Annotated in this window: 10 protein-coding genes; 1 reads left to right on the top strand and 9 read right to left on the bottom strand. The window is 41.7% G+C overall.

Annotation, left to right across the window (positions count from 1 at the left end; all coding sequences use genetic code 11):
* Positions 1 to 12: 12 nt before the first annotated feature.
* Positions 13 to 483 (bottom strand): 30S ribosomal protein S7, encoded by a 471-nt coding sequence (rpsG, locus tag MR181_RS02220; RefSeq protein WP_003716646.1) that lies wholly within the window; start codon positions 481 to 483, stop codon positions 13 to 15.
* A 21-nt stretch (positions 484 to 504) separates the two neighbouring features.
* Positions 505 to 924, bottom strand: coding sequence for a 30S ribosomal protein S12 (rpsL, locus tag MR181_RS02225; RefSeq protein WP_040530789.1), 420 nt, complete (start codon positions 922 to 924; stop codon positions 505 to 507).
* A gap of 275 nt (positions 925 to 1,199) precedes the next feature.
* On the opposite strand from rpsL, the gene MR181_RS08830 reads away from it, so the two are divergent.
* The gene (locus tag MR181_RS08830; protein WP_422732539.1) at positions 1,200 to 1,877 is read left to right on the top strand and encodes a prepilin peptidase; all 678 of its coding nucleotides are present in this window, start codon (positions 1,200 to 1,202) and stop codon (positions 1,875 to 1,877) included.
* On the opposite strand, the gene MR181_RS02230 is transcribed toward MR181_RS08830, so the two are convergent.
* The 7 genes from MR181_RS02230 to adhP form a co-directional block, all read right to left on the bottom strand.
* Positions 1,833 to 3,050 carry a DUF998 domain-containing protein gene (locus MR181_RS02230; protein ID WP_242334331.1) on the bottom strand — a complete coding sequence of 406 codons (1,218 nt, stop codon included), beginning with the start codon at positions 3,048 to 3,050 and terminating at the stop codon, positions 1,833 to 1,835. The genes MR181_RS08830 and MR181_RS02230 overlap by 45 nt on opposite strands.
* A 125-nt stretch (positions 3,051 to 3,175) precedes the next feature.
* Positions 3,176 to 6,811 (bottom strand): DNA-directed RNA polymerase subunit beta', encoded by a 3,636-nt coding sequence (rpoC, locus tag MR181_RS02235; RefSeq protein ID WP_242334334.1) that lies wholly within the window; start codon positions 6,809 to 6,811, stop codon positions 3,176 to 3,178.
* A gap of 48 nt (positions 6,812 to 6,859) precedes the next feature.
* The gene (rpoB, locus tag MR181_RS02240) at positions 6,860 to 10,480 is read right to left on the bottom strand and encodes a DNA-directed RNA polymerase subunit beta (protein WP_191911913.1); all 3,621 of its coding nucleotides are present in this window, start codon (positions 10,478 to 10,480) and stop codon (positions 6,860 to 6,862) included.
* A 224-nt stretch (positions 10,481 to 10,704) separates the two neighbouring features.
* Positions 10,705 to 11,298 carry a TetR/AcrR family transcriptional regulator gene (locus MR181_RS02245; RefSeq protein WP_242334336.1) on the bottom strand — a complete coding sequence of 198 codons (594 nt, stop codon included), beginning with the start codon at positions 11,296 to 11,298 and terminating at the stop codon, positions 10,705 to 10,707.
* Positions 11,299 to 11,532: 234 nt separating this feature from the next.
* Positions 11,533 to 14,010 (bottom strand): ATP-dependent Clp protease ATP-binding subunit, encoded by a 2,478-nt coding sequence (locus tag MR181_RS02250; protein ID WP_242334339.1) that lies wholly within the window; start codon positions 14,008 to 14,010, stop codon positions 11,533 to 11,535.
* A gap of 14 nt (positions 14,011 to 14,024) precedes the next feature.
* The gene (locus MR181_RS02255; RefSeq protein WP_242334342.1) at positions 14,025 to 14,492 is read right to left on the bottom strand and encodes a CtsR family transcriptional regulator; all 468 of its coding nucleotides are present in this window, start codon (positions 14,490 to 14,492) and stop codon (positions 14,025 to 14,027) included.
* Positions 14,493 to 14,887: 395 nt separating this feature from the next.
* Positions 14,888 to 15,910: an alcohol dehydrogenase AdhP gene (gene adhP, locus MR181_RS02260; RefSeq protein ID WP_003716637.1), complete on the bottom strand. Its 1,023-nt coding sequence runs from the start codon at positions 15,908 to 15,910 to the stop codon at positions 14,888 to 14,890.
* Between the last annotated feature and the right edge of the window lie 121 nt (positions 15,911 to 16,031).

The raw sequence follows: 16,031 nt of genomic DNA on the forward strand, positions 1-16,031 counted from the left end.
AATTCGCAGTGATTACCAGCGGTAGTGTGCGAAAGCACGGTTGGCTTCAGCCATACGGTGAGTATCTTCACGCTTCTTAACTGAGGCACCAGTGTTGTTTGAAGCATCGATGATTTCACGTGCAAGACGTTCAACCATTGTGTGTTCACCACGCAACCGTGCGTATTGAACAATCCAACGAAGACCTAAAGTGGTCCGACGTTCTGGACGAACTTCGATTGGAACTTGGTAGTTTGAACCACCAACACGACGAGCCTTAACTTCAAGAACAGGCATAACGTTTTCCATAGCTTGTTCGAAAACTTCTACAGGGTTGTTGCCTGTTTCATTCTTAATTTCATCAAATGCTGCATACAAAATCTTAGTAGCAGTTCCGCGCTTACCATCGATCATCAAGTGGTCAATCAAGCTGGTAACCAACTTTGAGTTGTACATTGGATCTGGTAAAATTTCACGCTTTTGTACATGTCCTTTACGTGGCATTACTTAATCCCTCCTAATATTTTACTTCTTGTCCTTAGGCTTCTTGGTACCGTACTTAGAACGTGATTGCATCCGTCCTTCAACACCAGCAGTATCAAGAGTACCACGAACGATGTGGTAACGAACCCCAGGCAAATCCTTAACACGACCACCACGAATTAAAACAACAGAGTGTTCTTGGAGGTTGTGACCAATACCAGGGATGTAAGCAGTAACTTCAATCAAGTTTGAAAGACGTACACGGGCGTACTTCCGCAAAGCTGAGTTAGGCTTCTTAGGTGTCATAGTACCGACACGGGTAGCAACCCCACGCTTTTGTGGTGATGGAGTCTTAACTTCTTCCTTCTTAAATGTGTTGTAAACATATCCAAGAGCTGGTGACTTTGACTTGCCCTTGTGGCTCTTCCGGCCTTTACGTACCAATTGGTTAATGGTTGGCATAATTTTTCCCCTTCCTAGTTTTAAGTCCACACATCCAGGTGGTTCTTTTTTACGAATAAAAAAAGTGCTTGGATGTTATTAAATTATGTGCCTTCGTTGACGCAAAGTCTGCCCAACGACAGACACCGACGTTGCTATAAAAAGCACCTTTAATAGACTATCACGGTCTTCTACTAATGTCAACGAAGTCTTGCTAACTTTTCTAAGGATCATTTCGTTGTTTTTACGTTATGGATCTATAGAGAAAGTTTCTGGAGATGATATTATTGTTCTTTATGTTTATTAATTGCACCATTCTTACTACCTTGGGCTCTTTTGTTACCCTCTGCGGTCAACGACAACTTAATAATCAATTACCCTGGTCGCCCAAACATTCCGTTTGTGATTTTTGCCATCATCCCCTCAGTTGGTGGCAGCTTATTCCAATCCTGGGCTTCATTATTCAACGCGGGCGTTGCCATTGGTGTGACGCACGGATTTCAGCATTTTTCCCAATATCAGAACTCACGGTGATTCTTGTCACGGTTAAAACATTCTCTTCCTCCTGGTCCCATAATCTGATCTTTACCATTGTCATTCTTACACTTTTATACCTTTCAACAACCGATTTTATTAGCCAGGTAATCTACCCAGTTGCATTAATTGGGTTGTTTCCACTTCTTCTCGTTCTACCACGCCAATCATTTTCAATCGGTAAACTCATGGTTGAATTAGTTATAATGGGACTCTTCCTTTTTGGATTACAGCATATTACGAAGGGGCTGGGAACGGGCGATATTGAATTCATTCTCGTAACCGACCTGATTGGGGGCTGGGAATTAACAACACAAATTATATTGATCGGTTGTCTACTAACACTAATTCCAGCCCTAATAAAAAGGAACAGCAAGCTGCCCCTTATTCCAGGATTAGCGCTTGGCTTCATCCTGAGGCTGCTTTTCTGTTCCTACTAGTGTTTCTTCTTCTGCAGAGCTGTTTTTGATTTTAACAAGAAATAGCCGCTCACCATATTGAGCAAGGTTTTCAATATTTTGCAGTAATAGTAATAACCACGAGAATGAAAGGGCAAACTCAATCAGCTCAAAAGCCGTCAGTGATAAATAATTAGCTAGCTTAAAAATTATATACTCCGCTCCCATCACTGCCCCAATTACATAAGAAGTAACTAAGAATTGCTTAGTAACTTCTGGAAGGATCCAGCGAATAGCAACAATTAAAATTAACATAATATAAACTAGCCACATTGAAATCCGATCATGAAGGATGTGGAATTTAGGATTATTAGGAAATAACCCAATTGCAGCAATACAAGCTGCTTCTCCATATAGTAGCCACCGTAATAATTGGGTTTTAATTCCCGGATACTTTTGCTGTAGGTTAACAAAGAGATAATCAACTAACGCCATCATTAACAATCCCGAAAATATCAGGGTCACGTTAAATTGTAAATTAGCTGAATTCTTGGCTGTTCCTAAAAAACTAAAGTTATATTTCCACCAATCACGAGTAGAATTGGTTAACATCGAAAACAGCATTCCACCAATAATCATTATCGTCAATAGGTTAGTAATGATCGCCGAAGAGAGAGTCAGTGCAAGATTAATCATTAAGTAATTGATCACAGCAACGATCACAAAGACAAAGGTTGTCGAAGTATAGATATCAAATCGTGCATCCGTAAATAACTTTTCTAATAGCCAGAAGAAAGCTGAAAAAGAAAAGGCAATGATTAGTCCGCAAGCAATGGTAATTGTCGGCAAACTTCGCCAGTAAATATTTTTCGTTGGCCCAGTATTCCGCAATTTTGTAACAATAAAGCTAATTACAAAAACAAACAAACCACTTACCAGACTTAATAACGTTGCACCGTTAGCAATTGAATAATCACCGGTGATCGGAACTGTTTTCATATGACGTTCGTAACAGAAAACAAAAAAGCAAATCGTTAAAAGTAAGGCTGGTAAAATATACCAATATAGCCTAATTTTAGGTAGTTGGTCAATTACTCGTGAAGGTCTAATAGTGATTTCGTTATGGTTAACATTTAACTCTAGCTGTTCGTTGGCAGTAAAACCCGTTTTTTCCATGGCTGATGATGGAATTTCAATAGTATATTTCTTTGACATTTTTTCTCCCAATAGCAACAAAGAACCATAGTCTGTTAGCTATAGTTCTTCTCTCATTTTCAATATTTAAAATAGCAAAAAGGGCTATGACAATCAAGTCATAGCCCTTTTATAGATTAAGCAAATTAATTTTGTTTGTCTTCTTCCTTCATCTTAGCTTCTAAGTCCTTGATGGAGTAAGCAGCAACATTAACTTCCTTTGGCTTAATGTTCCGGTATGTACTCATACCAGTACCGGCTGGAATAATCTTACCGATAATAACATTTTCCTTCAAACCAACTAATGGGTCATTCTTACCACGAATAGCAGCATCAGTCAGAACACGAGTAGTTTCCTGGAATGAAGCAGCTGATAAGAAACTGTTAGTTTCAAGGGCAGCCTTGGTAATTCCTAAGATAACTGGACGAGCAGTAGCTGGGATATTACCAGCTACTAATGTCTTGTAGTTAGCATCACGGAATTGACCAATGTCCATCAACTGTCCTGGTAACATATCCGTGTCACCCGGATCCATGACACGAACCTTCCGCATCATTTGACGAATCATGATTTCAACGTGCTTATCTAACAGATCGATCCCCTGCATACGGTAAACCTTTTGAACTTCAGCAAGAAGATAAGTTTCTGTAGAAAGAACGTCACGAACGCGAATTAATTCCTTAGGATCAATTGAACCTTCGTTAAGGGCAGTTCCACGGTGAATAAAGTCACCTTCAGCAACCCGCATCCGTGCAGTAATTGGTAAGGTGTATGTCCGGGTATCAGTTTCACCCTTAACAGTAACATCCTTGGTCCGTTCTGCCGGATTTTCTTCGATTGATTCAACTTCACCAGTAACCTCAGTAATGGTTGCACGACCCTTAGGATTACGTGCTTCCACAATTTCTTGAACACGAGGGAGACCTTGAGTAATATCTTCGTTACCGGCAACACCACCAGTGTGGAAGTTCCGCAAGGTCAATTGAGTACCCGGTTCACCGATTGATTGAGCGGCAACAGTACCTACTGCTTCACCGGCTTCAACCCGGTCACCAGTAGCCGCATTTCGGCCGTAGCATCGTTCACAAACACCGTGTTCAGTGTTGCAAGTAAATGCAGAACGGATAGTAACCTTCTTAACACCCGCATCAACAATCTTTTGTGCCATTGCTTCGTCGATGAGAACGTTCTTGCCGACAATCTTTTCACCAGTCTTTGGATCAAAGACGGACTTCATGGTGTAACGACCCATAATCCGGTCGTAAAGCGGTTCGATCATTTCATTACCGTTTGTAATTGCAGTAACTTCAAGACCACGGTCAGTACCACAGTCCTTTTCACGAACAACAACATCCTGAGCAACATCAACTAACCGCCGAGTTAGGTAACCTGAGTTGGCAGTCTTCAAGGCAGTATCGGTCATTCCCTTACGAGCACCGTGAGAAGAAATGAACATTTCCAGCACTGACAAACCCTCATAGAAGTTAGAAAGAACTGGCAATTCCATAATCTTACCGTTTGGAGATGCCATTAATCCACGCATTCCGGCAAGCTGAGTAAAGTTAGAAATGTTACCACGAGCACCTGAGTCGGACATCATGTTGATTGGGTTATGGATGTCCATGTGTTCAATCAGCTTGTTTTGAACTTCATCCTTAGCATCATTCCAGATACCAATAACTCGATCATACCGTTCATCGTCAGTAATCAAACCACGACGGAACTGCTTAGTAACTAAGGCAACTTGCTTCCGAGCCTTCTTGATAATTTCTGGCTTTTCAGGCAAGTCGTGAATATCTGACATTGCAGTAGTCAAACCGGAAATTGTTGATTCGTAGTAACCAAGATCCTTAATCCGGTCAAGGAATTGAGAAGTCTTAGTAACCTTGTATTGCTTGTAAACTTCAGCAATCAAGTCAGACAAGAAGCCCTTCTTGAATGGTGGAACTAGTGGTGCATTTTCAAGGTATTCATTGATATCTTCACCTGGATCAAGGAAGAAGCGATCATCAACACCCTTAGTAATGTTATCAGCAGTAGGTTCGTTAATGTAATTGAAATCTTTAGGAAGAATCCGGTTAAATAATAACTTACCTACACTAGTTACCATGATCTTGCCGCGTTGCTCATCAGTAAATGGCTTGTCGGGGAATGCTGAAACTTGTACACCAACACGAGTTTGAAGCGAAACATAATTGTTCCGGTATGCCATTTCAGCTTCATCGGTATCCTTGAAGATCATTCCTTCACCTTCACGACCCTTATCTTCAGTGGTCATGTAGTAGTTACCGATAACCATATCCTGAGATGGAGAAACGATTGGTTCACCGTCACGAGGACTTAAAATGTGGGAAGCGGCAAGCATTAACAACCGTGCTTCGGCTTGTGCTTCGTCTGAAAGTGGTACGTGGATCGCCATCTGGTCCCCATCAAAGTCGGCATTATAAGCTGTACATACCAATGGGTGAAGACGCATTGACTTTCCAGAAACCAGAATTGGTTCGAACGCCTGAATACCTAACCGGTGCAAAGTAGGGGCACGGTTAAGAAGAACTGGGTGTTCCTTGATAACATCTTCAAGAACATCAAAGACATCATCATCACGACGATCAATCTTCCGCTTAGCTGCCTTAACGTTGGCGGATAACCCACGCTTAACTAATTCGTGCATGATAAATGGCTTGAATAATTCAAGAGCCATTGGAACAGGAAGTCCCATTTGGTTCATTCGTAATGATGGACCAACATCAATAACTGAACGACCAGAGTAATCAACCCGCTTACCAAGCAAGTTTTGACGGAAACGTCCTTGCTTACCTTTCAGAAGGTGAGAAAGAGACTTCAATGGACGGTTACCAGGACCTGAAACGGGACGACCCCGACGACCATTATCAATCAAAGCATCGACAGCTTCTTGGAGCATCCGCTTTTCGTTTTGAACAATGATTCCTGGTGCTTGCAACTTCAAAAGACGCTTCAAACGGTTATTCCGGTTAATAACCCGCCGGTATAAATCGTTTAAGTCAGAAGTAGCGAACCGACCACCTTCAAGTTGAACCATTGGCCGTAAGTCAGGTGGCATAACAGGAATAACATCAAGAACCATCCATTCTGGCTTATTACCAGACTTAATGAATGCTTCCAAAATATCCAAACGACGGATAGCACGAGTCCGCTTCTGACCAGTTGCTTCCTTCAGTTCTTCCTTTAATTCGGCAGCTTCCTTATTAAGGTCGACATCTGCTAATAACTTCTTAATAGCAGCGGCACCCATTTCAGCAGTAAAGCGGTCGCCAAATTCAGCCTTCTTATCACGGTATTCTGCTTCAGAAAGCAATTGTTTCTTTTCAAGTGGAGTATCACCTGGATCCAAAACAACGTATGAAGCAAAGTAAATAACTTCTTCAAGTGAACGTGGACTCATGTCTAAGACAAGACCCATCCGACTTGGAATCCCCTTGAAGTACCAAATATGGGAAACCGGAGCAGCCAATTCAATGTGCCCCATCCGTTCACGACGAACCTTTGAACTAGTAACTTCAACACCACAACGGTCACAGACACGACCCTTGTAGCGAATCCGCTTGTACTTACCACAAGCACATTCATAGTCCTTAGTTGGGCCAAAGATTCGTTCGTCAAACAGACCTTGTTTTTCTGGCTTTAAAGTCCGGTAATTGATAGTTTCGGGCTTCTTAACTTCCCCATAAGACCAACTACGGATCTTATCTGGTGATGCCAGGCCGATCTGCATACTTTCAAATTTATTGACATCAATCAAAGGATTTTCCTCCTTATTTTAGTAGTTTACGTTCAGCACTAAGTAAAACTAGTCTTGCTTAGTCTTGTCTTGTTCATCAGTTGTTGCAGCTGATTTATTATCGGTAGACGTCTCGTCTTTCTTTTCTTCAGCATTGTGCTTTGCAGCATACTTAGCTAAAGCATCAACATTAACAACCTCATCATCGTCTTCATCCATGTTCTTCAATTGAACTTCATTCTGGTTACCGTCAAGAACCTTCATATCAAGACCTAATGCCTGTAATTCCTTAACAAGAACCCGGAATGATTCAGGAACACCTGGTTTTGGAATTGGTTCACCATTAATAATGGCATCGTAAGTCCGAACACGACCAACAGTATCATCTGACTTGTAAGTAAGGATTTCTTGAAGAGTGTAAGCAGCACCGTAAGCTTCAAGGGCCCAAACTTCCATTTCACCGAACCGCTGACCACCAAACTGAGCTTTACCACCCAATGGCTGTTGAGTAACAAGTGAGTATGGTCCAGTAGAACGAGCGTGAATCTTATCGTCAACCATGTGGGCTAACTTAAGGTAATGCATTGAACCAACGGCAATCCGGTTTTCAAATGGTTCACCTGTCCGACCATCATAAAGAATTGTCTTACCGTCTTCAGGGAACCCGGATTCCTTAACAGCATCCCAAACATCCTTATCAGTAGCACCATCGAATACTGGTGTTGCCATGTGAATTCCAAGACGCTTTGCAGCCATCCCTAAGTGCAATTCAAGCAACTGTCCGATGTTCATACGACTTGGCACACCCATTGGACTTAACATAATGTCGATTGGTGTACCATCTGGCATATATGGCATATCTTCTTCAGGAACAACGATAGAAACAGTCCCCTTGTTACCGTGACGACCTGACATCTTATCACCGACTTGGATCTTCCGCTTTTGAGCAATGTAAACCCGAACCATGGTGTTAACACCTGGTGAAAGTTCATCCCCATTTTCACGGGTAAAGACCTTAACGTCTTGGATAATACCGCCACCACCGTGAGGAACACGGAGAGAAGTATCACGAACTTCACGTGACTTTTCACCAAAGATAGCGTGAAGCAACCGTTCTTCAGCAGATAATTCTGTCATTCCCTTAGGAGTAACCTTACCTACTAAAATATCGCCGTCGTGAACTTCAGCACCAATCCGGACAATCCCATTTTCGTCCAGATCCTTAAGTGCATCGTCACCAACGTTAGGAATTTCGCGAGTCATTTCTTCAGGTCCTAACTTAGTTTCCCGAGCTTCTGATTCGTATGACTCAATATGGATTGATGTATAAACATCATCCTTAACTAACCGTTCGCTAATTGCGATGGCATCTTCGAAGTTGTAACCTTGCCAAGTCATGAAGGCAATCAATGGGTTTTGACCTAAGGCTAATTCACCTTGTTCCATTGATGGTCCATCAGCAAGAACGTCATCAGCATCTACATGTTCGCCAACCTTAACGATTGGACGTTGGTTGTAGTTCTTGCCACCGTTAGAACGACGGAACTTCATCAGCTTGTAAGTATCAAGAGTGCCATCTTCTTCACGAACACGAACTTCGCGAGCATCAACATATTCAACTGTCCCTGACTTCTTAGCAATCATGGCCACCCCAGAGTCATGGGCTGCTTTGTAGTCAATTCCAGTACTTACTAATGGTGCATGTGGGTTCAACAATGGAACAGCTTGCCGCTGCATGTTGGCACCCATCAAGGCACGGTTAGAGTCATCGTTTTCAAGGAATGGAATACATGCGGAAGCAACGGAGACAACTTGTTTTGGAGAAACGTCCATGTAGTCGACGTTCTCAACGCTCGTTTCAATGTAATCATCCTTATCACGACACATAACTTGGTCTTGAGCAAATGAACCATCATCATTCAAAGGCGTGTTAGCCTGAGCAATGATGTAGTTATCTTCTTCGTCGGCTGTTAAGTAGTCGATCTTATCAGTAACTTTATGGGTCTTCCATGAAACACGACGGTATGGAGTTTCGATGAATCCATACTTATTAACACGAGCATATGATGAAAGACTGTTAATCAAACCAATGTTAGGACCTTCAGGAGTTTCAATTGGACACATCCGACCATAGTGAGTATAGTGCACATCACGAACTTCATATCCGGCCCGATCACGAGTTAAACCACCAGGACCAAGAGCAGAAAGGCGCCGCTTATGAGTTAATTCGCCAAGTGGGTTAGTCTGATCCATAAACTGTGACAATTGTGAAGAACCAAAGAATTCACGAATTGAGGCAACAACTGGCCGAATATTAATCAGTTGTTGTGGTGTAACAGTGTCAGGATCTTGAATTGACATCCGTTCCCGAACAACCCGTTCCATCCGTGCTAAACCAATCCGGAATTGGTTCTGCAATAATTCACCAACTGAACGAATCCGCCGGTTACCTAAGTGGTCAATATCATCGGTTGTCCCAATACCTTCTTGCAAGTTGAAGAAGTAGTTCAATGAGGCAAGAATATCAGCTGGTTCAATATGCTTGTATTCCAATGGAATGTGGCCATTACCGATAATTGGTACAACCCGTTCTGGATCTTCGTGGGAGTAAACCAAAACTTTTTGAAGCTTTACTGGTTCAGTAACCACAGCTTCATCAGAAGGAGTGTAGGTAATCATCTTAAAATCATCACGATCTAAGTATGGTTCCAACTTCTTCAATACTTCCTTAGTAACCTTGTCGCCCTTTTGAGCAAGGACTTCACCAGTATCTGGATCGGCAAGGGTTTCAGCTAAGGTTTCACCAAGAAGACGGTACTTCAACATTAACTTCTTGTTAGTCTTGTATCGACCGACCGGAGCCATATCATAACGCTTAGGATCAAAGAACCGTGCGGTTAACAGGTTCCGAGCTGAGTCGGCAGTCTTAGGTTCACCTGGACGAAGACGTTCGTAGATATCTTTGAGTGCTTCTTCAACCCGAGAGTCTTCAGCATTCTTATGAACATCCTTATCCAAAGTTAATGATAAGGTCTCACTGTTGCCGCCAAACATATCAATGATTTCATCATCTGAACCAAAGCCAAGCGCCCGGATTAATTCAGTCATTGGCAGCTTACGAGTCCGGTCAATTCGAACGTAAGAAATGTTCTTAGCATCAGTTTCGTATTCAAGCCAGGCACCACGGTTAGGAATAAAGGTAGCACCATAACTTGGCCGACCGTTCTTGCCAGCTTCTTCACTATAGTAAACACCTGGTGACCGAACTAATTGAGAAACAATAACCCGTTCAGCACCATTAATAATGAAGGTCCCTTGATCTGTCATTAATGGGAATTCACCAAAGAAAACATCTTGAGACTTAATTTCCCCAGTCTCATGGTTAGTAAGACGCAAAGTAACGTGAAGTGGTGCTGAGTAATTTGCATCATGTTCACGTGCTTCATCAACAGTATACTTAGGTTCCAAAAGTTGATAGTCAACGAATTCCAATGATAACTTCCCTTGGAAATCATCAATTGGCATAATATCATCAAACATTTCCCGCAAACCTTTATCCATGAACCAGTTATATGAGTCCGTTTGGATTTCAATCAGGTTTGGCAACTCGAGAACTTCTTTGATTCGGGAGTAGCTACGACGGGTACGGTGCTTACCGTATTTAACTAAATGTCCGGCCAAACTGTTCACCTCTCTAATTTATTCAGTGAGTTCAAATATTACAATTTGGTTACAAATGAACTAAAATCATAATTTTGAGCAAAAAAAATCCAAAAACAGTTAAAAACTGCCTTTGGTTTTATTTACTGAACCTAATGGACAATAGATCATTAAGTTCATATGAGAACTCACAATTACATACTTTTGTAGTATATAAGATAATTTATTAAATGTCAATAGAGTTACTCAACTAATTATTTTGTTTTTGAGAGTCCGCTAATAATGCAGTCCAAAATTAATTGATCACGCTGATCGTCACTAATATTGTGCCCGCCGATTGGTTGGTAAGTACCAAAAATTGGCGAGATACCTGCTAAGAACAATTCAGCAGCCTCTTGCGGCAAAATATCAGGACGCAATTCAACTTCAGGTTGCTTAAAGTACTCAGCAATTGGTTGAAGATAATTCATTGCAAGAATCATGTTCAATTTTTGTTGGGAACTCCTTGAAAGCAAACTAACTGCTTGGTGGTATTGATCGTAAATACTTACTGGGTGATGCTTTTTCAGTGCAACCGCAATTTGCCACAATTGTTCGTTAGGCGTCAGCTTATGTTTTCGCATTACCTTATTGATATCCTTGCGAACCTTACTACTCAAATTAGTCATCACGTCTAGATAGAGGACTTCCTTATCGCTAAAGTGGTGGTAAAGAGCCGGTTGAGTAATCCCAACTTGCTTAGCGATATCACGAGTAGAAGTTTCACCGAAGCCTTTTTGTAAGAAGAGCTTAGTTGCCGTTCTCATAATTGACTGTCGTGTTTTTTCAAGCTGTTCAGCTCTCTTCATACTTTACTATCTCCTAACATATTAATCACATTATAAATATATAATGCCACCAAAGCTCTGATTTGACAAGCTTTTAGGCAAAATTCTCTCCTTTCTAATCAGATATAGATAAAATAATATTGCTATTCTTATTAATTTCAATTGAACAGATGATAACAGAAATGTTTAATAATTTTCCGTAAACAAAAAGACTTCAACGTTTAGAAGACTAAATGTCAAAGCGCATTTTTAATTTTAATTTTTCACCATTCGCTCATGATGATCATTTTTTACTTTCAAGGTAATTTTACCTTGGTGGGCACCAACAACAACGTTATCACCAGTTTTAACATTGCCGCTTAATAACGCAGTGCTTAACGGATCCTCAATTAGATCCTGCAATGCCCGTCGTAATGGCCGAGCACCATATGCCGGATCATAACCCTCAGTCGCAACAACATCAATGGCTGCAGGTGTAACTTTTAGGTTAATTCCTTGTTCGGCAACTCGCGCTCTTAATTGGGCAACCATTAATTTAATAATTTGATGAAGTTCATCCTTTTGTAAGGAGTGGAAAATCACTGTTTCATCAATCCGGTTCAGAAATTCGGGACGGAAATGCAGCTTCAATTGTTGACGAATTGCAGATGCCATTGCCTGATAGTCCTGGCTAACATCACGCGCGCCAAATCCGACCTCTTTTTCATCCTGAAGCTGAGTAGCACCCAAATTAGATGTCATAATAATGATGGTATTACGGAAGTCAACTTTTCGTCCCTTAGCATCAGTCAAGTAACCATCGTCGAGAACCTGAAGCAGTAAATTAAAGACATCAGGGTGTGCTTTTTCCGCTTCATCTAATAGAACAACCGAATACGGGTGTTGCCGAACCTTTTCGGTTAATTGACCACCTTCATCATAGCCAACATAACCTGGAGCAGCACCGATTAAACGACTAGTACTGTACTTTTCCATGTATTCAGACATGTCAATTCGGATCATATTATCTTCAGAGCCAAACATTGCTGCCGCTAAAGCCTTAGCTAATTCCGTTTTTCCTACTCCTGTTGGCCCAAGGAACATAAATGATCCAATTGGCCGTTGCGGATCCTTTAACCCGCTCCTTGCTCGACGGATTGCCTTTGCAACTACTGATACAGCCTCATTTTGACCAATAACCCGATTATGAAGAACCTTTTCGAGGTTAACCAGCCGTTCACTCTCGCTCTTTTTAAGCTGAGTTAACGGAACACCGGTCCATTCAGCGACAATTTTTGCAACATCTTCTCCTGTCGTATGGAGCTTTTGCCGCGCGGATTGTTGTTCAGCCTCTTTCTGTTGCTCGTCAACTTTAGCCTTCAATGTTAACTCCTCTTGCCGGAGATTAGCTGCTTCATCAAAATCCTGGTTCTCAATTGCAGCTTCTTTTTGTTGCCGGAGTTGTGCCAGCTTTGTGGTCAATGATGGTTGATGATTTCCCTTTTCTTCGGCATCGATCCGTACCATTGAGGATGCTTCATCAATTAAATCGATCGCCTTATCTGGTAAATAACGGTCTGTGATGTACCGACTTGATAATTTAACGGCCTGCTTTAATGCAGCGTCATCAATTTTTACATGATGGTGTTCCTCATACTTTGGTCGCAAGCCATTCAGGATCTGCAAAGCAACATTTTCAGTTGGCTCTTCAACCTGAACAGTCGCAAACCGCCGTTCTAGTGCGGCATCAGATTCAATATACTTTTGGTACTCATCAAGAGTCGTGGCCCCAATTGTCTGCAAATCACCGCGAGCAAGCGCAGGCTTTAAAATATTTGAAGCATCGATCGCTCCTTCAGCACCACCAGCACCAATCAAAGTATGTAATTCATCAATGAAGAGGATCACATGACCATCTTTTTGAATCTCATCAATAACCTTCTTCAGCCGATCCTCAAACTCGCCACGATACTTAGTCCCAGCAACTAATGATCCCATATCAAGCATCATCAGTCGTTTCTGTGCTAAGTCTTCAGGAACTTCATTGTTAGCCATTCGCCGAGCTAGTTCCTCAGCAATTGCCGTCTTTCCGACACCGGGTTCCCCAATTAACACTGGATTATTCTTTGTTCGACGACTTAAGATCTGTTCTACCCGCCGCAATTCATTGTCACGACCAATTACGGGATCAAGTTTGCCATCCCTTGCCATCTGGGTCATATCGCGTGCAAGCTTGTCAAGAGTTGGCGTCTCCGATCTTCGTGCACGTTGTCCCGGCTGTCTTCCCAACCGCTGTCGTGCTTGAATATCTGATACACCAAGACGACGTAAGGTTACTTTGCGGATTTGTCGTGGCAATACATCTAAACTCATTAAAATCCTGGAAGAGAGGATCCCCTCATCCGAAATCAACGCAAGCAGTAAATGCTCAGTACCAATTTTCAAAGCGTTCAACTGTTGTGCTTCTTGTCCCGCTAGCGCTAATACTTGACGCGCTTTAGGAGAATATGGAAGGTAATCGGCTGGGCCCATGTCATCCATTGTCCCATAGCCAATCATCCGCTCGATTTCTTCTTGAATATCATCGCTAGTAATGGAGAATTGCTCAAAAATTTTGCTAGCAATTCCCTCCCGTTCAATTGCCAACGCGAGTAATAAGTGTTCAGTACCAACGGCTTGGTGCTTAAAGTACTTTGCTTGTTCATGGGCGAGTGCCAAGACGTGTTTGGCACTTGGTGTAAACATATTATCCATTAACTGCTTTCCTCCTAGCTCTCATACCGTAAACGATTAAGCATTGAAATTAAAATTCTTGCTCTTAACCGAGCTTCAACATTACAATCATTCACATTTAGGGTTTGCTTTGACAAGGCAACTAACATTAAGTCCCCCTCTCGCCTTGTCAGCACTTTTTCATCATAAAGCGTTCGAATAATGTCATAAGCATCACGCTCACTAATTGAATCCCCAATTGCTTGGATTAGTGAGTTTAACACATCAACATTATCAAGTAAATTAACGCGCTCAATTCGAATATAGCCGCCACCACCACGTTTACTTTGCACTAGGTATCCATGCTGAATAGTAAATCGGGTTTTAATTACATAATTAATTTGTGACGGAACAACATCAAAATGATTGGCAATTTCCGAACGACGAATTTCAATTTGAGATGACTCACCAAGGATTTGTTTCAAATACTCCTCAATAATGTCAGAAATACTTTTCTCTTCCATCCCATCACCTCCAAATTTCTTGACTAATCTTGACCAAATTTTACCACAATATTAATTCAGGGACCAGAAAACTATCTCACTAAAAGAATAAGCATCAGCAAATCATTTAAGAAAAAGGCTGTGACATACTTTCCATTGCTGAGATAAAAAGCAAATAACACATAACATATAAAGCCCCCAGAGTTTGGCTTCACCTTACTCTAGGAGCTTATTTATGTTTGATAGTGGGATAGAACTAACTTGCCTAGTTCGTTGTCCCACCTCCGCCGACGCGAAACTAGTCTGTAAGAAAGATGGCTACTGCGCTGTTATATTAACTATCTTTAAAATAGCAAAGAGACTGAGTTAGTTCTCAGCCTCTCTCGCTAAATTTCAAAAAGGGGATATTTTATAGATTAATCTTCTAAGCTGAAGTCAACAACGTTCCGACCAACAACCTTGTTATCCTTTAATTCTTGGATCATGTCATTGATTTCGCTTAACTTCCGAGTCTTAACAATTGGGTGAACCTTGCCTTCAGCACCAAATTGGAAACATTCAGCCAAGTCTTGACGAGTACCAACTAATGAACCAGCAACGATAATCCCGTCAAGAACAGTCTTAGCAATGTTAAGCTTCATGTCACCTTGTGGAAGAGCAACGGCAACCAACTTACCATCTGGACGAAGTGAATCAACGGCTTGGTCAAATGCTGAAGCTGAAACAGCAGTTACAACAGCAGCGTGGACACCGCCAACCTTTTCTTGGATTTGCTTATCAACATCGCCATCGTGACGGTTAATAACAATTTCAGCACCGTTTTCCTTAGCAGCTTCAAGTTTTTCAGGGTTACCATCAACGGCAATAACGTGAGCGCCGAAAACATTGTGGGCAAATTGAATACCCAAGTTACCAAGACCACCAGCACCAACAATAGATACCCATTGACCTGGCTTGATGTCAGCAACCTTCAATGCCTTGTACATAGTAACACCGGCACAAGTTAATGAAGTAGCTTCAACTGGGTCAAGACCTTCTGGAACCTTAACAGCATAATCAGCAGGAACGATACATTGTTGAGCCATTGCACCATCAGCAGTGTAACCAGCATTCAAAACGTTCCGACAAAGTGTTTCACGACCAGTGAGGCAGTATTCACAGTGTCCACAACCCTTGAAGAACCAAGCAATTGATACCCGATCCCCAACCTTTAAGGAAGTAACACCAGGAGCAACTTTAGATACACGACCAACACCTTCGTGACCAATAATCCGTCCTGGCTTCTTACCAAAATCACCAGCAGCAACGTGCAAGTCAGTGTGACAAAGACCACAATATTCCATGTCAACTAGGGCTTCACCAGGTTTAAGATCCCGAAGTTGAACATCCTTAACAGTAACGTAACCATCTACTGGATCGTTAATAACAGCAGCTTTCATAATCTAAAATCTCCTTTGAACTTGTTATCATTTACACAAAATATAATAACAAATTCATTTTGGTTTTTAAAGCGCTTTTGTGAATAAATAAACAGAAAATCAACAGACCAATATCCATTAG

This window comes from Limosilactobacillus urinaemulieris, assembly GCF_932750685.1.
In the GTDB taxonomy this organism is placed as follows: Bacteria; Bacillota; Bacilli; order Lactobacillales; family Lactobacillaceae; genus Limosilactobacillus; species Limosilactobacillus urinaemulieris.

Coding starts and splice junctions, on each gene's coding strand:
- rpsG (WP_003716646.1), bottom strand. CDS start 483: ATGCCACGTAAAGGACATGTACAAAAGCGTGAAATTTTACCAGATCCA.
- rpsL (WP_040530789.1), bottom strand. CDS start 924: ATGCCAACCATTAACCAATTGGTACGTAAAGGCCGGAAGAGCCACAAG.
- MR181_RS08830 (WP_422732539.1), top strand. CDS start 1,200: ATGTTTATTAATTGCACCATTCTTACTACCTTGGGCTCTTTTGTTACC.
- MR181_RS02230 (WP_242334331.1), bottom strand. CDS start 3,050: ATGTCAAAGAAATATACTATTGAAATTCCATCATCAGCCATGGAAAAA.
- MR181_RS02245 (WP_242334336.1), bottom strand. CDS start 11,298: ATGAAGAGAGCTGAACAGCTTGAAAAAACACGACAGTCAATTATGAGA.
- MR181_RS02250 (WP_242334339.1), bottom strand. CDS start 14,010: ATGGATAATATGTTTACACCAAGTGCCAAACACGTCTTGGCACTCGCC.
- MR181_RS02255 (WP_242334342.1), bottom strand. CDS start 14,492: ATGGAAGAGAAAAGTATTTCTGACATTATTGAGGAGTATTTGAAACAA.
- adhP (WP_003716637.1), bottom strand. CDS start 15,910: ATGAAAGCTGCTGTTATTAACGATCCAGTAGATGGTTACGTTACTGTT.